This window comes from Limnohabitans sp. JirII-29 (genome assembly GCF_003063395.1).
In the GTDB taxonomy this organism is placed as follows: domain Bacteria; phylum Pseudomonadota; class Gammaproteobacteria; order Burkholderiales; family Burkholderiaceae_C; genus Limnohabitans.
Genome location: NZ_NESB01000011.1, coordinates 68,463 through 89,310 on the forward strand (window position 1 = coordinate 68,463; position 20,848 = coordinate 89,310).

Genomic DNA, 20,848 nt, shown 5'->3' on the forward strand with positions numbered 1-20,848 from the left:
GGTGCTCAAAGCTTACTTGTTGATGGGTGACGCGGGGTCGAGCAACAAGGCCATGACGTGTTTGATTTGCGCCTCGGTCAAGATGCCTTTGTGGCCAAAGCGCGGCATGTTGGAACAGGCGTTGTAAGCGCGTGCATTTTGCAATTTGCCCCAGGTGTATTCCACGATGGGCTTTGAGTCAGCACTGGTCGGGTTGACCACGCCACGGATCTTGCCGTAGTTGTAAAGGCTGGGGCCCAGGGTGCCGTAAGACAACTCTTCTTTGCTGATCTGGTGGCAGTTGTAGCAATTGCCGCCATTCACAGAGCCTTCTTTGTCGGTCCAAGTTTTGCCAGCGCCACTTTGTGCAATGGCTTCGCCTTGTTTCCAGTCTCCCAAAAATTTGCCATCCGTGGGCGGCTGGATGGTGGCCAAGTTGCGCGCCTCAATGGCTTGCGCCACCTTGGGGTCCAAGGCCACACCCGTCTGGTCAGACTCGGCGCACAAGCGGTTGTCTTCGTCAGGACTCAAGCGATCGAGTTTGGCTTGGCCTTCGGCGCGAAAGGAACGGGCGATGATGTCTTGCGTGAGTTTGTCTAACTCGGCGCTGGTCGGCATGGAGGTGGTGCATGCGGTGAGCAAGGCCGTGGCCACAGCGGCACCGATGAGAGCGTATGTGCGGTTCATGACGTGTCCTTATCGCTTGATGGCAGGTGCAGTGGCTTCACCGCCTTTGCCGTTGACGCCCATGAAGACGCCCAGGGCAATGGTGGCTTCGCTGCCAAACAGGGGGTAGGGAAAGCGTTGCTGGCGGTAGCAGTCGTTCAAACGAAGCTGCATGCCCCACATCTGTCCGTTGGACACACGGTAAGCGGGCCAAGCCCCAAAGCCATTGCCAGCACCGGGTTGTTTGGTGAGGTTGGGCAGGTCTTGCAAACGGATGCGTTTGTCGTCTTGCGAGTGGCAGGTGGCACAGGCAAAGTCGTGTGAACCGCCGCGCATGAAGAACAGGCGCTTGCCCACTTCGTACATCTTGCGTTCTTCGACGTGGCTTTGCGACAGATTGAACGTCATGCCTTTGGACTCGGCAGAAATCCAGGTGGCGATGGCCGTGACATTGTTTTGCTCGTCTTTGCCAAACGGTGTTTTGGCAATGGTCTCGGCGTTGAAGCCCTGCAAAGTTTGCATGCAAGTGAGCAAACGTGACTCCAGGTCTTGCACCCGGCCGGTGTCGGCAAAGTAGCGTGGCAACTCGACCCACGCGCCTTTGACAACGCCTGGGCCTTTGCCCAAATCGCATTGCTCCAGCGAAGCATTTTTAGGTCCACGCTTCTGCTTCCACAGGTCTTCGCCTTTGGCTTCAAACAAATCGGCAGGGTTGCCGTCTTGCAACATGGCACGGTACTCGGCAATGCTGTCAGCCGATGACTTTTGCGCCATGGCAGAGCCTGTCAGCACCAGCAGACTGGCCGCCAGTGCCAACTTGATGCTGCCGTTCACACCGAAGGGGTGGGTCATGGCTGTCTCCTCGTTGTGGTTGTGTATCAAGACACCGTGGCTTCGTCGGTGCGGCTATCGCCCTTGTTGTCTTTCCAGGTGATGGCCACTTTGTCACCGGCCTTGGCACCTTTGATGGTGAACTGCAAGAACGGGTTTTTAGACACTGCGGGGCCCCACTCGGCGGTCATCACAGGCTTGCCATTGAGGCTGGCGCTGACGTCTTGGATGTGCCAGGCGGGAATGGTTTTGCCATTGCCGTCTTTGCGTTGACCGGATTCCATTTCGTGGCTCATGAGCACGCGGATGGTGGCGTTGCCGCCGGATGCTTGGGCGCGAATGCGCATTGGATCTGCCATGTGTGTTCTCCTAAATTCTGTGTGAATCAGCCGCCGCAGCCGCCGAGGGTGACTTTGACTTCTTTCTTGGCAAAGAAGGCTTTGCCGTCGTTGGTGATGGCCACGGCGTAGACGTCCGAGGATTGGCCCATCTTGGAGCGGGTGGAGAAGCTGGGCTCAATGTCAGGCGACATGTTGAACATGGCCACCAACGTGGACGGGTTTTTTTCGACCAACAACAAGACACGCTTCACATTGGGCAGCGAGGTGCTGACGCCCAAGGGCACCACGGCACCGTTCTCGGCAATGTCGGGACCGGTGATGGTCACGTCTTTGCTCTCAACGGGGGCTGCACCACCCATGGCTTTGACAGCTTCGGCAACCGACTTGGCGTCAAAGGCCGCTTTTTCAAACGCTTGCGCGTACTGAGGGAACAGGCCTGTAGAGGCCAAGAGGCCAGCCACAGCAGCGCTGTGCTTGAGGGTCTCGCGACGAGTTTGCATGAACTTCTCCTGATTGGGTTTGGGTTTATTTTGCCGCACCGGCTGCGAGCCAGTTGGCGATGGTCTTGATGTCCCCATCGGGGGCTGATTGGGCAGGCATGGGAATGCTGCCCCAGACGCCGGATCCGCCAGATTTGATTTTTGCCGTCAAGTAGTCGACCTTGCCTGAATGCTTTTTAGCAATGTCATTCAAGCTCGGTCCCACCACTTTGCGATCGTGTGCATGGCAAGCCAGGCAATTGTTTTTTTGCAGCAAGGCGAGTGCGGGATCTGCGGCTTTGGCAGCGGGTTTGACTGCCGAGTTGGACGCTGCCGGGCTGCTGGTACTGGTCATGGCCTTGCTCTCAGGGCGTGAGGTGTCCGCCCCTTTTTGCTGGCCAATGCTGCGGTTTTGATCGGCCAAATTGCCGTGGGCATTGCGCGCATAGTCGGGCAACATGGAGGCCACCTTGGCTTCGGGAATACAGTCTTTCATGCAGGCCACGTTGGCGGTGTCGGGCTTGGTTGCGCCTCTGAACTCTTGGCCGGGCCACAAGGCATGTTGCGTGGTCATGCCGTTGCGGTTGGGCATGCGTTGCTGCACATCCGCGATGTTGGTGTTGGACAAAGTGAAGTTGTCGGGCACCACGTAGGCCAGATTCAGCAAGTAGGCCGTGACGGCATACACCTCGTCGGGTTTGAGTGATTTGGGGCTGGTCCAAGGCATGGCACGGTAGATGTAGTCCCACAAGGTCGAGACCGTGGCCACTTTCATCATCGTGGTGCGACCGGGAAAGTCAGGGCGCATCAGGTTGGCCACATGGCCGGTCTTGACGTCTTCGGCCGTGGTGCCACCCACCAGAGGGCTGAACACTTCGTTGGACTCGCCAAACACACCGTGGCATTGGGCGCACTTGGCCTCCCAGACGTCTTGGCCTTTTTCAACCGAACCCGAACCTGCGGGCAGGCCTTTGAAATCGGGGCGCACATCGATGTCCCACGCGGCCACTTCTTTGGGTGTGGCGTTGCGCCCGACATGGGGATAAGACGTGGTTTGCGCCAAGGCACTGCCGGCCACCCAGACCAGGGCAACAGCACAGGCAGTGCGTCCCAACGTCTTAAGAAACTTGGACATTTTTCACCTCGCCGTTTTCTTGCACCAACCACGATTGAATGGCGTTGTTGTGATAAATCGAGCGCGTACCACGGGCCGCACGCAAATGCTTGTAGGTGGGCTGCACAAAACCAGTCTCGTCGGTGGCGCGGCTTTGGATGATGGCCGGTTTACCGTCCCACACCCAGTCGATGTTGAAGCGCGTGAGAGCTTTGCTGAGCACCGGCGTTTCCAAGCGGGCTGTACGCCAGTTGCGCCCGCCGTCCACCGAGACATCGACTTTTTGAATCTTGCCGCGGCCCGACCAGGCTAGGCCGGTGATGTTGTAGAAGCCTTGGTCGAGCAGCACCTGACCACCGGAAGGGGTGGTCACCACGCTCTTGCATTCTTGGATGTTGGTGTACTGGCGGTGCTGGCCATTGGGCATGAGGTCCATGTAATGCACGGCCTCGTCTTTGGCGGCATACGGCATGTCGCCCACTTCCACACGGCGCAGGTACTTCACCCAACTCACGCCCTGCACACCCGGCACCACCAAACGCAAGGGGTAGCCGTTTTCGGGGCGCAGCATTTCACCGTTTTGACCATAGGCCACCAGCACTTCGCCCGAGGTGATGAGGCTCATGGGAATGGTGCGCGTCATGGATGACCCATCTGCGCCTTCGGCCAACACAAACTTGCCGTTCTTCAAATCGGCACCGGCGATCTCCAGCAAGGTGATGAGTGGTACCCCTGTGAATTCGCTGCACGACAACATGCCATGGGTGTATTGCACGGTGGGCACCGCCACATTGCCCCACTCCACCGCGGTGTTGGCACCGCATTCAATGAAGTGAAAACGCGAGACCGAGGGCAAACGCATGATCTCGTCCATGGTGAACACCTTGGCCGACTTGACCATGCCGTTGACCATGAAGCGGTGCTTGGAGGGGTCGATGTCCCACCAACCCTGATGGTGGCGCTCAAAATGCAGACCACTGGGCGTGACGATGCCAAACAACGATTGCAAGGGCGCGAACGACACCGAGGCCTGGGTGGTTTGCGTCAAGCCCGGGCTTTGGCGGCGTTGCACATTGGTTTCGAATTGCGAGGGCTTGCCATAGCCATCGGTGGCCACGCCTTGACCCAAGCCTGTGCTGTGTGCCGGCAGGTTCAAGATGTTCGGGTCACCCCCCTCGGTAGGCACCGGGTTGCCTTGCGCCAGGGCCAGTGGCGTGACCGCACCTGCTGCTGCCGCAGCAAATGCGCTGCGAATGAAGTTGCGACGGCCGTTTTTACTCTCGGTCAACACCGTGCGTATGCCGTCACGGCTTAAAAAATTCTCAGGGGCTTTTTGGATGCGCCCTGATGCCAAATCCACAGATTGCGTCACAGACAGTCCTTTCAGACAATCAATACATTAACAACTACTAATATAAGCTATTCATGATTTAAAGAACGCAGGGTTTACGCCTAGCCCTGCGGATGATCAACGAAATTTGTAATGGCGCAGGTTCAGCGCTGCCGCTACGGCGTGGGTGTCTTCGGGGAAAAAGCCCAAGTTCAGCTCGGTGTTGCAGTACTCCACCATGCCGCGCAAAGCCCCCGGCGAGTTGATGCGGCCTTTGGGGTTGTAGATGGCGCTGCCGTCGCCTGCCACACGTCGAATGTGGCAAGCATTGCATTGGTTGTCGGCGATGAGTTTTTCACCCAGGGCCACATCGGCATCTTGAAACATGGGGTGCTGTTGTGCAAATGCAGCGCCCATCCCCAGCACGCCAACCAGCACCATCAACCAAAGTTTGTACATCGTGTTGCTCCTCAAGACCCCGTCAATCACACAAGCCCTGGAGGTTTAACACCCGGTAGTGCCGCCCCACTTTGTCGAGCGGCTCCATCACCGCATCACGCACCAGAGTGCTGACTTCACGGCTGACAGTCTCCAGTTTCAGATCCATCATGGCCCCCATGTCTTCTCGAGCAAACAAGGTGGCCGTGCCGTCTTCGGACACTGCCTGCATTTTGCGCACAAAGTTACGCACCCGCTGACGCGCGCTGCCAAAGTTGAGTTCGGCCAACCAGTCGTCCGCTTGTTTGAGGGCGTTGTGCCATTTCTCCATCAGCTTGAGGTGCAGACGTGGACTGGTGCCCCCGAGTTGTTGTATCACGTCCAAGGGAATACGACAGACCGACACGGGGGCCAGTGCCACCGCTTGGCTGTCGTAGTGGCCAGTGGCCAAAGCCTCCAGACCCGCCACGTCCCCGGGCAACAACACACGCACGATGCGCTCACGCCCATCAGAGGTCACGCGCACCAGCTTGACCATGCCCTGGCGAATGGTGAAGACACCCAAGGCTGTATGCGCTTCGTCGTACAACACCTGGCCCGCTTGGTAGTGCAAATCATCGATCGGGGCGTGGATGTGTTTGAAGTCTTCCTCGTTCAAGTCAGCAAACAAGACCATGGCGCGAATACCACAGCTGCGACAGTCCGAGGTGCCACGCCACGCCGACTCGGTTTGGATGGGAATCATGGGCGTGCCGTGGCCTGGCGCGCCTGGGCCAATTGTTCGTCGAGGTACGCACCGTAAAAGTCGGCCAAATAAGCCCCTTTGAGTCGGCTCGCGACTTCCTTGCCTTGAGGGCCCAAGAACAGCACCGTGGGCGCGAGCTGGATACCCCACTTGCGAATCAAGCCGTCTTGGGTTTGTGCGCTGCCATCCAAGTCGGTGATGGCTTGCGTGCTGCGCATGTTGAGTTGCACCACAGGCAAACCTTCGCGTTGCAAGGGCATGAGGTAGTTCTCTCGCACCACCTTGCAAAACGGGCAACCGTGCAAGCTGACCATGACCACCAAGGGCTGCTTGCGCTGCAAGGCCTGTTGCAAAGACTCGGGCAGCGATGACGTGACAGGCAGACTGGTTTCTGCCGCCTGCACCACGCCCGTGCTCAAGGCCCAGGCACTCAAGCCCCAAGCCAAGTGATGCAAGGTTTGGCGACGTGTGATGAGGCGTGTGTGGGCTTGGGTCACTTGGCCTCGTGCTCCATGAGCAGGTAGGTGTTGTAGGCGTTCATGCGGTTGGCAGATTTGAAAAGCGGTATTTTCTCAAACCGGCGCCAGTCGGTGTTTTGGTAGGCCTCGTCAAAGGGTTCCATGTCACGTGCCGCGCGGGCCATGCTGTCGCGCAGGTAGTGCAAATAATCCAGCGTCAAGCGCATGTCGGCTTGGGGATCTTGCGAGATGGGCCCATGCCCGGGCACCATCCAGCGGGTGTCGAATTTTTGTAAATTGGCGATGGCCGCCATCCAGTGTTGGCTGTCGGCCTGGCCCACATAGGGAATGCGGTTGCGAAACACCAAGTCCCCCGCAAACAACACTTTCTGCTTTGGCAAATAGACCACCAGGTCTTCTGCCGTGTGCGAGGGCCCCACGGGTTGCAACACCATGCGCATCCCGCCCACCACCAATTCTTGCGCACCATGCAGCCATTCATCCGCAGGCACGAGTCGGGTTTTCTCGTCTACCCACGGCCACAGGTCTTGCCGGGAGGCTTGCAGACGCAATTGCGCCGTGTCGGAGGTCAGGTAGTCGCGTGCGGCCTCGTGCGCCACGATGCGTGCCCCCAAGTCTTTGAACACTTGCAGACCGTAAATGTGGTCCGCGTGGTAGTGCGTGACGATGACGGTGTGGATGGGCTGACGCGTGACCTTGGCAATTTCAGCCACCAAGCGGCGTGCCAACTCAGGCGAGCCCAAGGCATCGATCACCACCACGCCTTGGGGTGTCACGACAAAGCCTGCATTGGAGATGAAGTTTTGGTTGGCCGATGAGCCCATCTCTGACAGACCTTGGACGTAATACACATTGGGAGCCACGCGACGCACTTGCATCAAGGGCTTGGACTGCGGCTTGTCTAGCGAGGCATCTGCGGCCCAAGCACTGGCACCTAGACCCAGCGCCAGGCAGGTCATCCACAGCAAACGATGCAACAAGGTTTTCATGTCTTCATTCTCCTCAGACCTCGAGGTATTCAACTTTGATGCGGATCAAAAGCATCGCCTCTGGTTGGACTTAGCATAGCGCAAATATAAGCGCGGACTAAATTAAATGAACTTTACCTTTCTCAACGACACCTACGGTGAAAGCGTGGTGCTGGCAATGGGCGGCGGCGTGGTGGGCTGCTTGTTTGGCTTTTTTGCGCAACGCTCACGCTTTTGCCTGCGTGCCGCGGTGATTGAGTTTTGGCACCGCCAATTCGGCGAGAAGCTGTCCGTGTGGTTGCTGACCTTTGCCACAGCCGTGATTGCCATTCAATCACTGATCGTGGTGGGCGCACTGGATGTGTCCAGCGCCCGCCAACTGGCCACACGTGGCAGCTTGTCGGGTGCATTGATGGGTGGGTTGTTGTTTGGCGCAGGCATGGTGATGACGCGTGGCTGCGCCAGCCGTTTGCTGGTGCTGTCGGCCACCGGCAATTTGCGAGCCCTCTTGTCGGGTTTGATTTTTGCGGTGACGGCACAGTCATCGCTCTCAGGTGCGCTGGCCCCCTGGCGTGAACGCCTGAGTGCGTTGTGGACCGTGGACGCAGGGCCAAGCCGCGATGTGTTGGCCCTGTTGGGTTGGACGCACACCACCGGACTGTGGATTGGTGTGCTGTGGTTGCTGGCCGCGCTGTACTTCACCACCCGCACCACACAACGGGCTTGGATGTGGCTGGGCGGCATTGGCACCGGCTTGAGTGTGGCGCTGGCGTGGTGGTGGTCATTTCAAGTGGCACACGCCTCGTTTGAGGTGGTGCCCTTGCAAGGCATCACTTTCAGCGGGCCTTCCGCAGATTGGCTGATGCGGGTGATTGCACCCAACCCGCCGGGTTTGAATTTCGATTTTGGTTTGCTGCCTGGCGTGTTCTTGGGTGCCTTTGTCTCGGCTTGGTGGGGCCATGAGCTGACGCTGGAAGGGTTCAAAGACGGCTACAGCATGCGCCGCTACATTGGCGGTGCCGTGCTGATGGGCTTTGGCGCCATGCTGGCCGGAGGCTGCGCAGTGGGTGCGGGTGTGACGGGCGGTGCCATCTTTGCGCTCACTGCCTGGCTGGCGTTGGCCGGCATGTGGATGGGCGCAGGCATCATGGACCGGTGGCTGGATGCACCACCGCGTTCAGCCCCGATGCTGGTTCAGCCGTGAGCCGTTAAAGTACGCGGACTGACTGATTCAACTTGCTTCAACCGAGGTCCACATGACAACACGTTCTGTCCAACCCCTACGCTTGATCGCCTGCGTCTTGGCTGGCGGCTTGAGTGCCGCAGCCCAGGCGCAACCATCTGCTGAAACACTGCATACCCGTGCCACGGTGGCCATGTGTGCCAACTGCCATGGCACCGAAGGCAAAACCGTGGAAGGCTCCAAGATTCCCTCGCTGGCAGGCATGCCCAAGGACTACATGGTCTTGCAATTGAAAGCGTTCAAAGAAGGCACCCGCCCTGCCACGGTGATGCACCAGCTCAGCAAAGGCCTGACCGATGCACAAGTCAACACCATCGCCAGCTACTACGCTGCCGTGCCACGCTGATTCAGGAGCCTCACATGAAACGTCGCAGCTTTGTTCAAGCCTCTTTGGCACTCGGTTCACTGGGCAGCTTGGCCCATTTGTCAGGTTGTGCCAGCACAGGACGCGTTCCTGAAAAAGCCCGTGTGGTGGTCATTGGTGGCGGCTACGGCGGTGCCACTGCGGCCAAGTACGTGCGCTTGCTCTCCAACTACAAAATCGATGTGGTGATGGTCGAGCCCGATGCCGCATTTGTGTCGTGCCCCATCTCCAACCTGGTCATTGGTGGCAGCAAAACCATGGCCGATATCACCACGCCTTATGACAAGCTCTCAGGCAACCATGGTGTCAACGTGGTGCGCGATTACGTGAGCCGCGTTGACCCCGAGAAAAAGACCGTCACTCTGGCCAGCGGCCCCAGCATCCGCTACGACAAGCTCATCATGTCGCCCGGCATCGAGCTGATGTTCAACAGCATCGAAGGTCTGCAAGCCGCCAATGCGTCGGGGCAAATCTTGCACGCCTGGAAAGCAGGCCCCGAAACACTGGCCTTGCGCAAGCAACTCGAAGCCATGCCCGATGGCGGTGTGTTTGCCATCAGCGTGCCAGAAGCACCCTACCGTTGCCCACCCGGCCCGTATGAGCGCGCCAGCCAGGTGGCGCATTATTTCAAGCAGCACAAACCTAAATCGAAGGTGTTGATCTTGGATGCCAACCAAGACGTCACCTCCAAAGGGCCGTTGTTCAAAAAATTCTGGGCCGATAACTACAAAGGCATTCTCGAGTACGTGCCACAACAAAAAGTCATTGGGGTGGACGCCAAGAACCGCACCTTGCAGTTTGAAATTCAAAACGACCTCAAAGCCGACGTGCTCAATGTGTTGCCCAACATGCGCGCAGGCAGCATTGCGGTGCAAACGCATTTGGCCAATGCCAATGGCCGCTGGTGTGGCGTGAACTTTTTGACCTTTGAATCGACACAGGCCAAAGACATCCACATCATTGGCGACTCGATCATGATTGCGCCACTGATGCCCAAGTCGGGCCACATGGCCAACTCGCACGGCAAGGTTGCGGCAGCGGCTGTTGTGGCGCAACTGTCAGACATGGCGGTCAACCCGGCCCCGTTCTTGAGCAACACTTGCTACAGCTTTGTGGACGACAAGGTGGCAGTACACGTGGCTTCGATGCACCAATACGACAGCAAAGAAAACACCTACAAAACTGTGCCTGGCTCGGGCGGCCTTTCGCCCGCACCCAGCGAACTCGAAGGTCTGTACGCTTTGAACTGGGCCCAAAATATTTGGGCCGACTCTTTAATGTGAATGTGAGACAACCATGAAATTTTTACAACACCTCAAAACGCTCATCACCGCTGTGCTGCTGGTGTCTGCCAGCACACTGACCATGGCCCAAGCGGTCAAGGTGGTCTACCACGTCAACACCGGCATCGAAACCACGGCAGCCATTTTGAACAACGTGCGCAACCACCTCAACGCCGACGCCACGGCGCAAATTACCGTGGTCACCCACGGTCCTGGCATTGACTTTTTGCTCGAAGGTGCCAAAGACAGCAAAGGCCGCGAGTTCAGCGGTGTGGTGGGAGACCTGGCGAGCAAAGGTGTGCAGTTTCGGGTCTGCAACAACACCTTGGAGGTTCGCAAAATCGACGCCTCCAAAGTGTTGATGGAAGCCAAAATCGTGCCCTCAGGTGTGGCCGAAGTGGCCCGACTGCAAGCCAAAGAAGGCTATGTGTATTTGAAGCCTTGACGTTCTCTTCTAAGTATCTGCGTTAGGGCACTGAAATTGGCAATTGAAGCTCTCCCAGTTAGCATGACAGCTCAGGATTCTTATGGACATCAACACACACCTTGAAGCACGACGCCAAAAGCAAGCGCAAGATCTTGCGTTACGTGACTTCCACGCCAAAGTGTGTGAACTCTTAGAAAGTGAGCGCAGACAAGAGTTGCTGCGAAAAGCACAAGAGAGAATCAGACTGTGGGAAACAAGAAAACTTTGTAGCAGTTACTTCATCCGACATTGGACCGCGGTTTTGTCTTCGCAATCCACTGATAAATTCAAATCTTTGATACTTGACCCCAATTCAAAACACGCTCTAGGGTTGATGCAAAACACTCCCTTCTCATTCCTCATTTCTGAGACTAAAAATGGGGCTTGATGAAATTGAACGCTTGTTGATCCAAGCGCGAGCTCGAAGTGGTCACACGGATTACGTGATCGTTGGGTCTTTGGCTATTCTTGGCGCTACAAAGAACCCACCACCAGCAATGATCCGATCCATTGATGTAGACCTCTATATCAAACACGACCCAGGCCGAACCAGCGAGTTGCATCCAAATCTTGGCCAAGGGTCCATTTTTGAAATTGAAGAGGGCTATTATTTAGATGCCGTATCACCAAGCTTACCGTCGTTCCCTGAAGGTTGGGGAAATCAACGCTTTCTTCGTCAATCCGAATGATGTTGCCGTTTCTAAATATATACGCGGCGAAGAACGCGATGTGAGGTGGATCAAGGCTGGATTGAGAATTGGACTTCTTGATCTAGACATCATTGATAGAGTCGTACATACAGCAATAGCACTACCTGGTGAGTTGGAGGCTGCTAGAGTCCTGATCAAGCGTCATCGTCGTTGGCTGAAATCTCTCAAGGAAGACCCAGCGTCTTAAATCGTCACATCGTCGATGGCGATTTGCATGCACACCGCACGGCATACCGTGACAACGCTTTCGTTGATGATGCGGTAATAAATCTGCACCCCTTCACGGCGACGGCCCAAGATTTTGGCCTTGAACAAGGTGTTCAGGTGCTGTGACATATTGGGCTGGGTGGTGTCGATTTCTTCCAGCAGCTGACCCACATTTTTTTCTTGGTTGCACAAGCTGCTGATGATCTTCAAGCGCATGGGTGCCGACATGACGCGAAAGGTTTCGGCGGCCATGTTGAACACCGCATCGTCATCGGTCAAAGCATCGGTGGCTTGAGGCATGGCCTTCGCCGCAGGTTTGGCTTTGGCTTTCACTTTGGCCAGAGGCAACACTTTTTTCGCCGATTTGGCTTTGACAGCGGATGGTGAAGACTTGGAAGTGGCCATGGGCGCAGAGGATATCACTTCAACAAATCGGCGACAGCCGTTTGCACGTCTTGCGCGCAATCGCGCCGGTGGCGATCCCGCGTGTTTTGTGTGCTGCCGTAGTGCACCACAGCCAACAAAGGCGGCGCACACAAGGTGCGCCACAACGAACTGATCAAGGTGTCGTGCGCGTGGTAACACGGTGCCAGGCTACGCTGGTGGGTCGCCGCTTCGACAAACTGCAAAGCCACCGGTTGCACAGGCACCTGGGCAGAAATGGCGGCTTGCAGCAAGTTGGCGTGAAAGGGCAACAGGGTGACGCCGTCGCCCGTGCCGCCCTCTGGAAACACGGCCAGCACATCGCCTTGGCGCAAGGCATCGGCCATGTGGTGCACCAAGCGCATGGCGTCCCGGCTGGAGGAACGTTCAATGTAGAGCGAGCCACCGCCGGTGGTGAGTACCCCCAACAGGGGCCAGTTGCGAATTTCCGACTTGGCCACAAATCGGCAATGACAAGCAGCATGCATGACCAAGATGTCCAACCACGAGATGTGGTTGGCCGCCATCAACACTGGGCCCGGGCTTGGATGGCCTTTGACACGTACCTCAATGCCCATGATGGCCAACATGCCGCGAGCCCACACCTCGACGGCGCGAGCTTGTTGTGTGTCACTGAGTTTGGGGGAAAAAGTGCGCACACGCCAGTAGCCATAAACCACCCAACCCAGCACGCGTGCAAATTTGTACAGCGCTTGCAAGGCACGCATGGTCGGGCCAGATCAGACCTGGTAGGCGATGAGCCCATCCACCAAGGTGGCTTTGACGCGGGCAGGCAAGGCCATGCCGCTCATGTCAAACGCAAACGGGGTGTGCTTGCCTTGGCTACGCAGTGCGTCGGGCGTGACGCGCCACTGCGCCTCGGGGTCAAACACCACCACATCGGCCACGCCACCCACCCGCAACTGCCCCAAGCTGGGATGGCCCACCACACTGTCACCCAGCACGCGGGCGGGTTGTGCCGTGAGCACATCCAGAGCGCGCAGCAGGCTCACGCCTGAGTCTTGCGCCCACTTGAGGGCCAGGCTCAACAACAACTCCAGCCCGGTGGCGCCCGGCTCAGCTTCTGCAAAGGGCAAGGCTTTGGCATCCACGTCCACGGGGGTGTGGTCAGACACCAGGGCATCCAGGGTGCCGTCAGCCAAGGCGGCACGCAAAGCATCGCGGTCACGTTGCTGACGCAGCGGGGGCGTCACACGGGCGCGGCTGTCAAAGTAACCCATGTCATGGTCGGTCAGATGCAAGGAGTTGATGCTGACGTCTGCGGTCACGCGCAAGCCTTCCAGCTTCGCCGCACGCACCAGCTCAACGCCTTCGGCACTGGAGATGCGACAGAGGTGCACGCGCGCTTTGGTGGCACGCATGAGGGCAAAGATGGTGTGCAAGGCAATGGTTTCAGCCGCCACCGGCACGCCACTCAAGCCCAGACGGGTGGCCAGTGCGCCACTGGCGGCCACGCCTTTGCCCAAATGCAATTCTTGAGGCCGCAACCAGACGGTGTAGCCATACGTGGCGGCATATTGCAGTGCGCGTTGCAGCACCTGGGTATTGGCCAGGGCCACCTCGGCCTGGCTGAATCCCACGCAACCGGCTTGCGTGAGTTCGACCATCTCGGTCAACACATCGCCTTGCAGGCCACGGGTCAAAGCGCCAAGCGGGAACACACGGGCACGGTGCAGTTTGTCAGCACGGAAGGTGAGCATTTCCACCAAGCCGGGCTCGTCGAGCACCGGGTCGGTGTCGGGTGGGCAGACCAAGCTGGTCACACCACCAGCCACGGCAGCGTTGAGTTCGGAGTCGAGCATGCCCTCGTGCTCATAGCCAGGCTCGCGCAAGCGCACTTGTAAATCCACCAAGCCAGGCGCCACGATGCAGCCTGTGGCGTCGATGCGTTGCTCGGGCGAGAAGCCTACAGGCAAGGACTCGCCCGCTTGGACGATGGCCACGATGCGGCCGCCCGCCACCGCCACATCAGCGGTTTGGTCGAGGCCAGAGGCTGGGTCGATCACGCGACCGTGTTGAATCAGGATGTTCATGCTTCATTCCCCGCCACGATAGACATGACCGCCATGCGCACGGCAATGCCAAACGTCACTTGCGACAAGATCACGCTTTGCGGGCCGTCGACCACCGCCGAGTCGATCTCGACGCCGCGGTTGATCGGGCCTGGGTGCATGACGATGGCGTCGGGTTTGGCCAGTTGGAGTTTCTCTGGCGTGAGGCCAAAGGCTTTGAAATATTCTTGGCTGGAAGGCAGCAAGGCGCCGCTCATGCGTTCGTTTTGCAAGCGCAAGGTGATCACCACATCGCAGCCACGGATGCCGTCTTCGAGGTTGTTGAACACCTTGACGCCCATTTGCGCCAAGTCGCCCGGCACCAAGGTCTTGGGGCCGACCACCCGCACCTCGGCACAGCCCAGGGTGGTGAGTGCGTGGATGTCGGAGCGTGCCACGCGCGAGTGCAGCACGTCGCCCACGATGGCCACGGTGAGGTTGGTGAAGTCTTTTTTGTAGTGTCGGATGGTGTACATGTCCAATAGACCTTGGGTCGGGTGGGCATGACGTCCGTCACCGGCGTTGACCACATGCACATGCGGCGCCACGTGTTCGGCAATCAGGTAGGGCGCGCCCGACTCGCTGTGGCGCACCACAAAAATGTCGGCGGCCATGGCGCTCAGGTTGGCAATGGTGTCGAGCAAGGACTCGCCTTTGCTGGCCGAAGAGCGTGCGATGTCCAGGTTGAACACGTCCGCCGACAAGCGCTTGGCAGCGATCTCAAAGGTGGTGCGGGTGCGGGTGCTGTTTTCAAAGAACAGGTTGAACACGCTTTTGCCGCGCAGCAGAGGCACTTTTTTGACTTCGCGGTCGTTGACCGACACAAACTTGGCCGCCGTGTCGAGGATGTGCGTGAGGATGTCACGCGACAAGCCTTCGGTGGAGAGCAAGTGGATGAGCTCACCATTTTTGTTGAGTTGGGGGTTGCGTTTGTAGAGCATGTCGCGGCTCAAGCTTTCACAGAAAAATTAAATTCGCCAGCTTCGGTTTTGGCCAAGGCCAGCGATTGGCTGGCGGGTAAGGCCACGCGCGCCGCTGCAAAGTCGGCCTGCACCGGCAACTCGCGGCCACCACGGTCCACCAATACCGCCAACTTGACGCTGGCGGGGCGACCGTAATCAAACAACTCGTTGAGCACCGCACGGATGGTGCGTCCGGTGTAGAGCACATCGTCGAGTACGATCAGGTGCGCGCCGTTGATTTCAAAGGGCAACTTGGTTTGACCGCCGTCGGCCAGGCCGCGCTGGGCAAAGTCGTCACGGTGCATGGCCGACGAGATGCTGCCCGCCTCGCCCTCTAAGCCCAGGTCTTTTTGCAAACGCGCCGCCAGCCAGGCGCCGCCAGAGGTGATGCCCACCAAACGGGTGCCAGGCGTGAGCAAGCTGCGCACGCCTTTGAGCAGCTCGACATACAAGCTCTCAGCATCTAAAAGTAGGTTTCCGTTCATGGGGCAAGCTCTCGAAAAAATTGGTTCAAGATGATGCAAGCGGATGCGGCATCGGCGTCTTTGGCCCCTTGGCTCAAGGCCTCGGTGGTGCTGTAGCGCTCGTCCACCTCAAACACGGGCAACTGGAAACGGCCATGCAACTGGCGTGCAAATTGACGCGCTTTGGCAGTGTTGTCGTGCGCGGCACCATCGGGGTGAAACGGTACGCCCACCACCAAGGCGTCGGGCTGCCACTCGGCAATGCGTTGGGTAATCAGGGGCCAGCGTGCATTGCCTTCGGCGTTGACCGTGGCATGGGGTTGAGCTTCGCGCAAGAATCGGCTGCCATAGGCCACGCCGGTGCGTTTGACGCCAAAGTCAAACGCCAAAAAAGACTGCAGGTTGGCAGGCACGTCGCGCGCGGGCAGGCTGCTCATGCGTGGCCGATCTCGGAAGACAACATCCAAGACGCCAGGCCCAACAAACCCATGGCTCGTTCGTAGCGCTGCTCCAGCGGCGTGTCAAAAATCACCGACATATCGGCCCCGACCGTGAGCCAGCTGTTCTCGGCCAGCTCAGACTCCAACTGACCTTGGCCCCAAGCGGAGTAGCCCAGAGAAATCAGCACACGTCGTGGGCCCGCGCCGGTGGACAAGGCTTCGAGCACGTCTTTGGAAGTGGTCATCTCCAAACCACCGGGGATGACCATGGTCGAGGCATAAATCGAGTCTGGCGGCGCGTCGGTTTGAATGGCCGCCAAAGCATCTTGCTCGGTCTGTTCAGGCGCTGCCAGCATGGCTTCGTGCAGCACAAACCCACGTTCGGTGTGGACGGGACCACCTTGCAAAACCGGGGCGTTGATGAGATCGGCACGCAGCAGGGGCAAGTCAACTTTTTCAAACAGACCCTGCATGCTCAAGTCGCTGGCCTTGTTGATCACCAGGCCCAGCGCGCCACGCTCGCTGTGTTCGCACAAATAGACCACACTTTTGGCGAATGTGGCGTCCTCCAGCCCTGGCATAGCGATCAAAAAGTGATGCGTCAGGTTGATGGGGGCAGAATCGGCAGTCATGGACCAATTTTAAGGGTGAACATGCCAAGCTCCTCACGCCACACCTCGCATGTCCCTGCGGGGCTGATGTGGTTTCGCCGCGACCTGCGCGCCTACGACAACGCAGCGCTGTACCACGCGCTCAAAAGCTGCCGCCAAGTGCACTGTGTGTTTGTGTTTGACCGTGCCATTTTGGACAGCTTGCCTCGTCTTGATCGACGGGTGGAGTTCATCCGCGAGTCGCTGGTGACCTTGGACGCAGAACTGCGCGCTGTGGCGGGAGACGCCAAAGCCGGCTTGATCGTGCGCCACGCCGTGGCCGCCGACGAGGTGCCCCAGTTGGCCCAAGCCCTGGGAGTGCAAGAGGTGTTTGCCAACCACGACGACGAGCCTGACGCATTGGTGCGCGACGCCAAGGTACGCGGTGCGCTGGCGGACAAGGGCATTGGCTTTCAAACCTACAAAGACCATGTGATTTTCGAGCGCAGCGAAGTGTTGACCCAAATGGGCAAGCCCTATGGCGTGTTCACGCCGTACAAAAACGCCTGGCTACAAAAAGTCAACGACTTCTATTTGCGCTCTTACCCGGTGGGCAAGTACGTCAAGGCCTTGGCCCCCAGACCCAAGGCCTACCAGGTGCCCGTTCCCACACTGGCCGAGCTGGGCTTTGAGCCCACCAATCTGAGCAGTCTGCATGTGCCCACCGGCAGCCCCGGCGGCCTGGCCTTGTTTGAAGATTTTTTTGACCGCATGGACCGTTATGACGAGACGCGCAACTTTCCAGCCGTCAAAGGCCCCAGCTACCTGGGCGTGCACTTGCGTTTTGGCACGGTGTCCATCCGTCAGCTCGCGTCCACGGGTTACCAGCGCATGCTGGCGGGCTCCAAGGGGGCAGAGGTTTGGTTATCGGAGCTAATCTGGCGCGATTTTTACCACCAGATCTTGCACCACCACCCCCGGGTGGTGAACGCATCGTTCAAGCCCGAGTACGACGCCATCAAGTGGGAGCACAACAAGCACGCCAAAGATCTGTTTGCGGCTTGGTGCGAAGGCCGCACCGGCTACCCGCTGGTGGATGCGGCCATGGCACAGATCAACCAAACCGGCTACATGCACAACCGACTGCGCATGGTGGTGGCGAGTTTTTTGGTGAAAGATTTAGGGATTGACTGGCGCTGGGGCGAGCGCTACTTTGCGCAACACCTCAACGACTTTGACTTGGCTGCCAACAACGGTGGCTGGCAATGGGCCAGCTCCAGCGGCTGCGATGCGCAACCGTACTTTCGCATCTTCAACCCCATCAGCCAAAGCGAGAAGTTTGACCCCGAGGGCAAATTCATTCGCCGCTACGTGCCGGCCTTGGCGAAGCTCTCCACAGCAGCGATTCACGCGCCCTGGCTGGCCAAACCCATGGAGCTGCAAGCCGCAGGTTTTCAATTGGGCAAGGACTACCCCGCCCCCATCGTCGACCATGCCGAAGCACGCGCCTTGACCCTGCAACGTTACGCCGTGGTGAAAAAAGAGAAATGAACATCCAATCTGTCGACGCCTTGCGCCGTGTGTATGCCCAGCCCGGTGAACGGGCCGTGAAAAAACAACTCGCACACCTGGACGCACACATCCAGCGCTTCATTGCCCTGTCACCGTTTGTGGTGGTCTCCAGCAGCAGTGCCACGCAGCAAATGGATGCCTCGCCACGCGGCGGTGCGCCGGGTTTTGTGAAGGTCGGCAACGACACCACGCTGTGGCTGCCCGATGCTTCGGGCAACAACCGGCTCGACACGCTGGAGAACATCATCGCCACCGGGCAAATTGGTTTGCTGTTTTTGATTCCGGGTGTGGACGAAACTTTGCGCGTCAATGGCCACGCCACGGTCAGCACATCACCGGCTTTGCTTGCCAAGTTTTCACACGAAGCACGTGCGCCGAAAGCTGTGATTGAGGTGACGGTACGCGAGGCTTATTTGCACTGCGCCAAAGCCATGATGCGTGCCAAGTTATGGCAAGCCAGCAGCCAGGTGGAACGCTCGGTGCTGCCCACCATGGGGCAGATGATCAAAGACCACGCCCAGTTGGACGAGCCTGCGGAAACCCAAGAGGCCATGGTTCAACGCTACCAAAGCATGCTGTGAATCTAATCGCCGCGCAGGGCTGCTAGTACGTTTTTTTGAGTCGGCGCTCACGGCTGTGCAGCTTTCTTGCAGCCAGCGGGGTTGTGGATGCGCTGGGTTGAGGGCGGGTTGTTGGCGAGCTTGTTGGCCGGACGCCGAGGGCGTGCCAGCAATTCGCCGCCGCAGTTGGGACATGAGCCGCCAAGCACTGTTTCTGCGCAAGACGCGCAAAAGGTGCATTCAAACGAACAAATGCGTGCGTCTGTGGAATCGGGTGGCAAGTCCTTGTCGCAGCATTCGCAGCCAGGTCTGAGTTCCAACATAACAGGATGCTCCTTGGTTCAATGTTTGTGAAACGTATAGCGCCTTGGTTTGAAGAAAGCTTCAAGCATCAGCGGGCGCCGCGCCCGGAAACCACTCGACATGCTGATCGCCATGTCGCCCCAGGATCTCCGGGAAAAGCAGCGTGCCATCAAGGGTCAATTGGGCGAGTTCTGCGATGGTAGTGGCGTGCATGAAGGTGTGAACTAGGAATCGGAATTTCGATAAAGGGCTTTTGACGTTTAACTTTCGAATCCACCGGCCTGCGCGGTTTTTCACTCAGGTCAGGTTGAATGATTTGCTAGCCGTGCGGCCACAATTGATTCAAATATCTTGCGGTTCTCAAGATCAGCATTGGTTATAGCGATCTCTGTTGACCTATCTTCCTTTTGAGCTGCTGCTTCCATCAAGTAGGAAAGTAGCCCTTTGATTGCCGCGTTGAGTCGTTCCACATTTGTAATAAAACCCCGCAGAAAATCGTTTGGATTTGGAATACCAACTACACCCCTCATTGGGCGCAGCTCGCGCCAGAAATCATGAACAATTAAATTTCTGTCAGTTACAAGCTGCTCAAGCTCTTCGCTTGAAAGTAGTAGCCGCTCTCCAAACAAAGTGCAAATTTGACCAAGCGTTGCTTTTCTAAGCACTTTCTTTTCTGGATGGGATGACAGGAAGTCGTTAGGCGTTAAGTTTGCGAATCGCTTGTCTTTCTTTGCTTCTGGCAAATGAGTCATATGAGATGCAATGCCATACAGACCGAACTCAAATTTTTGCGCGCAATATAAGGCCAGCCCAAGCAACAGGAAGGTTTCTTCGTCTATATGCATCACCTCAGGGGATGAAGTAGTGGCATTCATAACTGCTAACTTTGGGGTAGACCGGCGCGCACCGGCAAGGCGCCGCGAGACGTATGCTCCCGCGCTCGGCTTGCGGTGCTTAGCCGCTGCGTGTATGCGTCAAGCGAACTGTTAGGGCGCACGCCGCTCCGCCTTGTAATCGAACTCTTTCGAAAACAGCTTGGTAAACCGTGTCTTGTGGTACGGCCAAGCGCGGTGATCGTCTAACACATGAACAAAGACATCCCCTGCCAAGCTGAGACCGAGCGCATTGAACATGAGAACGAGCAGCATGTCGTACACACGCTCAAGTTCACGGACGAAAGACTCCAACTGCTTCGGCGTTTCGAACCCGGGGGAGATCCCTTGGGCGAGCAGTAGCAACGACTCTTCCACTTGCTCGGGTGAGCGATGGACGTACCTGCACAAGGACGAGTATCGATCCTTAACCTCGTCCATGAATGCCTTGTTCTCGGAATCTGAAAAACTGTAGAGGCGAAAATCATTCACAAAGGACACTGAGGATCTGGGGATTTCGTTAGCCAGGAATGTGACTTTCTCGGCCAGCGGCTTTCCCATCAGCTTTAAGTCGGCGTAAACATGCTTCGAGATGGACTCAAGCAGATACCGCAATTCGCGCTTCGCCGCCGTCAGCTGACCTTCTTTTGCGAGAGACCAAACGGCCACGACAGATTGCAGAGCATCGTCTAAGAACCGAAAGGACATGAACTCGTCATAGATAGACGACCGCCTCGACATCGTCCATATGGTGTGAGCGCCCAATGCGACACCCTCCGTGAGCCGCCAAAGCCGCTTGGTCTGGGCTGCGAATGGTTCAGAGGAACGAAGGGCGTCGTGATCCGCCACGACCTTCTGGTGCGCGGCTCTAATTGCTTCAAATGCGTCGGTATTCATACGCTCTAAAGTTTGACGTAAAGGGGGGCCGTAGTTACCAAGCGGCGCAG

General features: G+C 57.7%; 29 protein-coding genes. 8 read left to right on the plus strand and 21 right to left on the minus strand.

The genetic code is table 11. The features are described from left to right. Positions 1 to 12 precede the first annotated feature (12 nt). The 10 genes from soxX to B9Z39_RS15165 form a co-directional block, all read right to left on the minus strand. Positions 13 to 666, minus strand: coding sequence for a sulfur oxidation c-type cytochrome SoxX (gene soxX / locus B9Z39_RS15120; RefSeq protein ID WP_108302289.1), 654 nt, complete (start codon positions 664 to 666; stop codon positions 13 to 15). Between the two features lie 9 nt (positions 667 to 675). Then, positions 676 to 1,419, minus strand: coding sequence for a sulfur oxidation c-type cytochrome SoxA (gene soxA / locus B9Z39_RS15125; protein WP_100145828.1), 744 nt, complete (start codon positions 1,417 to 1,419; stop codon positions 676 to 678). A gap of 104 nt (positions 1,420 to 1,523) precedes the next feature. Continuing rightward, positions 1,524 to 1,835 (minus strand): thiosulfate oxidation carrier complex protein SoxZ, encoded by a 312-nt coding sequence (gene soxZ, locus B9Z39_RS15130; protein ID WP_100145754.1) that lies wholly within the window; start codon positions 1,833 to 1,835, stop codon positions 1,524 to 1,526. A gap of 26 nt (positions 1,836 to 1,861) precedes the next feature. Then, on the minus strand, positions 1,862 to 2,317 hold the full coding sequence (gene soxY / locus B9Z39_RS15135) for a thiosulfate oxidation carrier protein SoxY (protein ID WP_108302291.1): 456 nt from the start codon (positions 2,315 to 2,317) through the stop codon (positions 1,862 to 1,864). Positions 2,318 to 2,342: 25 nt separating this feature from the next. Next, entirely contained in the window at positions 2,343 to 3,431 is a 1,089-nt protein-coding gene (locus tag B9Z39_RS15140; protein ID WP_108302293.1) for a c-type cytochrome, read from the minus strand. Next, positions 3,415 to 4,782 (minus strand): sulfite dehydrogenase, encoded by a 1,368-nt coding sequence (soxC, locus tag B9Z39_RS15145; protein ID WP_233249032.1) that lies wholly within the window; start codon positions 4,780 to 4,782, stop codon positions 3,415 to 3,417. The genes B9Z39_RS15140 and soxC overlap by 17 nt, the downstream gene beginning before the upstream one ends. A gap of 96 nt (positions 4,783 to 4,878) precedes the next feature. Continuing rightward, positions 4,879 to 5,199, minus strand: a complete 321-nt coding sequence (locus B9Z39_RS15150) for a hypothetical protein (RefSeq protein WP_108302295.1) — start codon at positions 5,197 to 5,199, stop codon at positions 4,879 to 4,881. A 22-nt stretch (positions 5,200 to 5,221) separates the two neighbouring features. Beyond that, positions 5,222 to 5,923, minus strand: coding sequence for a Crp/Fnr family transcriptional regulator (locus B9Z39_RS15155; protein WP_108302297.1), 702 nt, complete (start codon positions 5,921 to 5,923; stop codon positions 5,222 to 5,224). Next, positions 5,920 to 6,420, minus strand: a complete 501-nt coding sequence (locus tag B9Z39_RS17195) for a thioredoxin fold domain-containing protein (RefSeq protein ID WP_233249033.1) — start codon at positions 6,418 to 6,420, stop codon at positions 5,920 to 5,922. The genes B9Z39_RS15155 and B9Z39_RS17195 overlap by 4 nt, the downstream gene beginning before the upstream one ends. Next, a complete protein-coding gene (locus B9Z39_RS15165) occupies positions 6,417 to 7,391 on the minus strand; it encodes an MBL fold metallo-hydrolase (protein ID WP_233249034.1) in 975 nt (324 codons plus the stop codon). The genes B9Z39_RS17195 and B9Z39_RS15165 overlap by 4 nt, the downstream gene beginning before the upstream one ends. A 106-nt stretch (positions 7,392 to 7,497) precedes the next feature. Here B9Z39_RS15165 and B9Z39_RS15170 point away from each other — a divergent pair, with 106 nt between their 5' ends. The 6 genes from B9Z39_RS15170 (at position 7,498) to B9Z39_RS17300 (ending at position 11,623) form a co-directional block, all read left to right on the plus strand. Beyond that, positions 7,498 to 8,574 carry a YeeE/YedE family protein gene (locus B9Z39_RS15170; protein WP_108302299.1) on the plus strand — a complete coding sequence of 359 codons (1,077 nt, stop codon included), beginning with the start codon at positions 7,498 to 7,500 and terminating at the stop codon, positions 8,572 to 8,574. 52 nt (positions 8,575 to 8,626) lie between these two features. Then, a complete protein-coding gene (locus B9Z39_RS15175; RefSeq protein ID WP_108302301.1) occupies positions 8,627 to 8,959 on the plus strand; it encodes a c-type cytochrome in 333 nt (110 codons plus the stop codon). Between the two features lie 14 nt (positions 8,960 to 8,973). Then, positions 8,974 to 10,260, plus strand: a complete 1,287-nt coding sequence (locus B9Z39_RS15180; protein WP_108302303.1) for an NAD(P)/FAD-dependent oxidoreductase — start codon at positions 8,974 to 8,976, stop codon at positions 10,258 to 10,260. Positions 10,261 to 10,342: 82 nt separating this feature from the next. After that, positions 10,343 to 10,705 carry a DsrE family protein gene (locus B9Z39_RS15185; RefSeq protein ID WP_233202530.1) on the plus strand — a complete coding sequence of 121 codons (363 nt, stop codon included), beginning with the start codon at positions 10,343 to 10,345 and terminating at the stop codon, positions 10,703 to 10,705. A 398-nt stretch (positions 10,706 to 11,103) separates the two neighbouring features. After that, positions 11,104 to 11,415, plus strand: coding sequence for a DUF6036 family nucleotidyltransferase (locus tag B9Z39_RS16930; RefSeq protein WP_143474154.1), 312 nt, complete (start codon positions 11,104 to 11,106; stop codon positions 11,413 to 11,415). After that, on the plus strand, positions 11,342 to 11,623 hold the full coding sequence (locus B9Z39_RS17300) for a DUF6036 family nucleotidyltransferase (RefSeq protein WP_100145740.1): 282 nt from the start codon (positions 11,342 to 11,344) through the stop codon (positions 11,621 to 11,623). The genes B9Z39_RS16930 and B9Z39_RS17300 overlap by 74 nt, the downstream gene beginning before the upstream one ends. Here the strand turns inward: B9Z39_RS17300 and B9Z39_RS15195 are convergent. The 7 genes from B9Z39_RS15195 to B9Z39_RS15225 form a co-directional block, all read right to left on the minus strand. After that, entirely contained in the window at positions 11,620 to 11,943 is a 324-nt protein-coding gene (locus tag B9Z39_RS15195) for a metalloregulator ArsR/SmtB family transcription factor (protein WP_100145818.1), read from the minus strand. The two genes, B9Z39_RS17300 and B9Z39_RS15195, sit on opposite strands and share 4 nt — an antisense overlap. A 119-nt stretch (positions 11,944 to 12,062) precedes the next feature. After that, a complete protein-coding gene (locus B9Z39_RS15200; RefSeq protein ID WP_108302305.1) occupies positions 12,063 to 12,794 on the minus strand; it encodes a 1-acyl-sn-glycerol-3-phosphate acyltransferase in 732 nt (243 codons plus the stop codon). Positions 12,795 to 12,806: 12 nt separating this feature from the next. Next, on the minus strand, positions 12,807 to 14,120 hold the full coding sequence (locus B9Z39_RS15205; RefSeq protein WP_108302307.1) for a dihydroorotase: 1,314 nt from the start codon (positions 14,118 to 14,120) through the stop codon (positions 12,807 to 12,809). Further along, a complete protein-coding gene (locus B9Z39_RS15210; RefSeq protein ID WP_108302375.1) occupies positions 14,117 to 15,079 on the minus strand; it encodes an aspartate carbamoyltransferase catalytic subunit in 963 nt (320 codons plus the stop codon). Before B9Z39_RS15210 ends, B9Z39_RS15205 begins: the two co-directional genes overlap by 4 nt. A gap of 8 nt (positions 15,080 to 15,087) precedes the next feature. Then, the gene (gene pyrR, locus B9Z39_RS15215; RefSeq protein WP_100145734.1) at positions 15,088 to 15,585 is read right to left on the minus strand and encodes a bifunctional pyr operon transcriptional regulator/uracil phosphoribosyltransferase PyrR; all 498 of its coding nucleotides are present in this window, start codon (positions 15,583 to 15,585) and stop codon (positions 15,088 to 15,090) included. Further along, on the minus strand, positions 15,582 to 16,001 hold the full coding sequence (ruvX, locus tag B9Z39_RS15220) for a Holliday junction resolvase RuvX (protein WP_100145732.1): 420 nt from the start codon (positions 15,999 to 16,001) through the stop codon (positions 15,582 to 15,584). Before ruvX ends, pyrR begins: the two co-directional genes overlap by 4 nt. Next, on the minus strand, positions 15,998 to 16,636 hold the full coding sequence (locus tag B9Z39_RS15225) for a YqgE/AlgH family protein (protein ID WP_108302309.1): 639 nt from the start codon (positions 16,634 to 16,636) through the stop codon (positions 15,998 to 16,000). Before B9Z39_RS15225 ends, ruvX begins: the two co-directional genes overlap by 4 nt. A gap of 21 nt (positions 16,637 to 16,657) precedes the next feature. On the opposite strand from B9Z39_RS15225, the gene B9Z39_RS15230 reads away from it, so the two are divergent. After that, complete coding sequence (locus tag B9Z39_RS15230) at positions 16,658 to 18,145, plus strand: deoxyribodipyrimidine photo-lyase (RefSeq protein WP_108302311.1); 1,488 nt, start codon at positions 16,658 to 16,660, stop codon at positions 18,143 to 18,145. Further along, positions 18,142 to 18,747 (plus strand): pyridoxamine 5'-phosphate oxidase family protein, encoded by a 606-nt coding sequence (locus tag B9Z39_RS15235; protein ID WP_108302313.1) that lies wholly within the window; start codon positions 18,142 to 18,144, stop codon positions 18,745 to 18,747. The genes B9Z39_RS15230 and B9Z39_RS15235 overlap by 4 nt, the downstream gene beginning before the upstream one ends. 47 nt (positions 18,748 to 18,794) lie before the next feature. Here B9Z39_RS15235 and B9Z39_RS15240 read toward each other — a convergent pair whose 3' ends face one another. The 4 genes from B9Z39_RS15240 to B9Z39_RS15250 all read right to left on the minus strand — a co-directional run bounded on the left by B9Z39_RS15240 (position 18,795) and on the right by B9Z39_RS15250 (position 20,798). Further along, a complete protein-coding gene (locus B9Z39_RS15240; protein ID WP_108302315.1) occupies positions 18,795 to 19,049 on the minus strand; it encodes a DUF1272 domain-containing protein in 255 nt (84 codons plus the stop codon). Between the two features lie 61 nt (positions 19,050 to 19,110). Continuing rightward, the gene (locus B9Z39_RS17225; protein WP_255416830.1) at positions 19,111 to 19,242 is read right to left on the minus strand and encodes a hypothetical protein; all 132 of its coding nucleotides are present in this window, start codon (positions 19,240 to 19,242) and stop codon (positions 19,111 to 19,113) included. 89 nt (positions 19,243 to 19,331) lie between these two features. Continuing rightward, positions 19,332 to 19,904 carry a hypothetical protein gene (locus B9Z39_RS15245; RefSeq protein WP_146183346.1) on the minus strand — a complete coding sequence of 191 codons (573 nt, stop codon included), beginning with the start codon at positions 19,902 to 19,904 and terminating at the stop codon, positions 19,332 to 19,334. 111 nt (positions 19,905 to 20,015) lie between these two features. Continuing rightward, positions 20,016 to 20,798 (minus strand): hypothetical protein, encoded by a 783-nt coding sequence (locus B9Z39_RS15250; protein ID WP_108302319.1) that lies wholly within the window; start codon positions 20,796 to 20,798, stop codon positions 20,016 to 20,018. Positions 20,799 to 20,848 lie beyond the last annotated feature (50 nt).

Excerpts from the sequence above, each read along its gene's own strand:
- soxX (WP_108302289.1), bottom strand. The coding sequence starts at position 666 with ATGAACCGCACATACGCTCTCATCGGTGCCGCTGTGGCCACGGCCTTG.
- soxA (WP_100145828.1), bottom strand. The coding sequence starts at position 1,419 with ATGGCGCAAAAGTCATCGGCTGACAGCATTGCCGAGTACCGTGCCATG.
- soxZ (WP_100145754.1), bottom strand. The coding sequence starts at position 1,835 with ATGGCAGATCCAATGCGCATTCGCGCCCAAGCATCCGGCGGCAACGCC.
- soxY (WP_108302291.1), bottom strand. The coding sequence starts at position 2,317 with ATGCAAACTCGTCGCGAGACCCTCAAGCACAGCGCTGCTGTGGCTGGC.
- B9Z39_RS15140 (WP_108302293.1), bottom strand. The coding sequence starts at position 3,431 with ATGTCCAAGTTTCTTAAGACGTTGGGACGCACTGCCTGTGCTGTTGCC.
- B9Z39_RS15150 (WP_108302295.1), bottom strand. The coding sequence starts at position 5,199 with ATGTACAAACTTTGGTTGATGGTGCTGGTTGGCGTGCTGGGGATGGGC.
- B9Z39_RS15155 (WP_108302297.1), bottom strand. The coding sequence starts at position 5,923 with ATGATTCCCATCCAAACCGAGTCGGCGTGGCGTGGCACCTCGGACTGT.
- B9Z39_RS15165 (WP_233249034.1), bottom strand. The coding sequence starts at position 7,391 with ATGAAAACCTTGTTGCATCGTTTGCTGTGGATGACCTGCCTGGCGCTG.
- B9Z39_RS15170 (WP_108302299.1), top strand. The coding sequence starts at position 7,498 with ATGAACTTTACCTTTCTCAACGACACCTACGGTGAAAGCGTGGTGCTG.
- B9Z39_RS15175 (WP_108302301.1), top strand. The coding sequence starts at position 8,627 with ATGACAACACGTTCTGTCCAACCCCTACGCTTGATCGCCTGCGTCTTG.
- B9Z39_RS15180 (WP_108302303.1), top strand. The coding sequence starts at position 8,974 with ATGAAACGTCGCAGCTTTGTTCAAGCCTCTTTGGCACTCGGTTCACTG.
- B9Z39_RS15185 (WP_233202530.1), top strand. The coding sequence starts at position 10,343 with ATGGCCCAAGCGGTCAAGGTGGTCTACCACGTCAACACCGGCATCGAA.
- B9Z39_RS16930 (WP_143474154.1), top strand. The coding sequence starts at position 11,104 with ATGGGGCTTGATGAAATTGAACGCTTGTTGATCCAAGCGCGAGCTCGA.
- B9Z39_RS17300 (WP_100145740.1), top strand. The coding sequence starts at position 11,342 with ATGCCGTATCACCAAGCTTACCGTCGTTCCCTGAAGGTTGGGGAAATC.
- B9Z39_RS15195 (WP_100145818.1), bottom strand. The coding sequence starts at position 11,943 with ATGCCTCAAGCCACCGATGCTTTGACCGATGACGATGCGGTGTTCAAC.
- B9Z39_RS15200 (WP_108302305.1), bottom strand. The coding sequence starts at position 12,794 with ATGCGTGCCTTGCAAGCGCTGTACAAATTTGCACGCGTGCTGGGTTGG.
- B9Z39_RS15205 (WP_108302307.1), bottom strand. The coding sequence starts at position 14,120 with ATGAACATCCTGATTCAACACGGTCGCGTGATCGACCCAGCCTCTGGC.
- B9Z39_RS15210 (WP_108302375.1), bottom strand. The coding sequence starts at position 15,079 with ATGCTCTACAAACGCAACCCCCAACTCAACAAAAATGGTGAGCTCATC.
- pyrR (WP_100145734.1), bottom strand. The coding sequence starts at position 15,585 with ATGAACGGAAACCTACTTTTAGATGCTGAGAGCTTGTATGTCGAGCTG.
- ruvX (WP_100145732.1), bottom strand. The coding sequence starts at position 16,001 with ATGAGCAGCCTGCCCGCGCGCGACGTGCCTGCCAACCTGCAGTCTTTT.
- B9Z39_RS15225 (WP_108302309.1), bottom strand. The coding sequence starts at position 16,636 with ATGACTGCCGATTCTGCCCCCATCAACCTGACGCATCACTTTTTGATC.
- B9Z39_RS15230 (WP_108302311.1), top strand. The coding sequence starts at position 16,658 with ATGCCAAGCTCCTCACGCCACACCTCGCATGTCCCTGCGGGGCTGATG.
- B9Z39_RS15235 (WP_108302313.1), top strand. The coding sequence starts at position 18,142 with ATGAACATCCAATCTGTCGACGCCTTGCGCCGTGTGTATGCCCAGCCC.
- B9Z39_RS15240 (WP_108302315.1), bottom strand. The coding sequence starts at position 19,049 with ATGTTGGAACTCAGACCTGGCTGCGAATGCTGCGACAAGGACTTGCCA.
- B9Z39_RS17225 (WP_255416830.1), bottom strand. The coding sequence starts at position 19,242 with ATGCACGCCACTACCATCGCAGAACTCGCCCAATTGACCCTTGATGGC.
- B9Z39_RS15245 (WP_146183346.1), bottom strand. The coding sequence starts at position 19,904 with ATGAATGCCACTACTTCATCCCCTGAGGTGATGCATATAGACGAAGAA.
- B9Z39_RS15250 (WP_108302319.1), bottom strand. The coding sequence starts at position 20,798 with ATGAATACCGACGCATTTGAAGCAATTAGAGCCGCGCACCAGAAGGTC.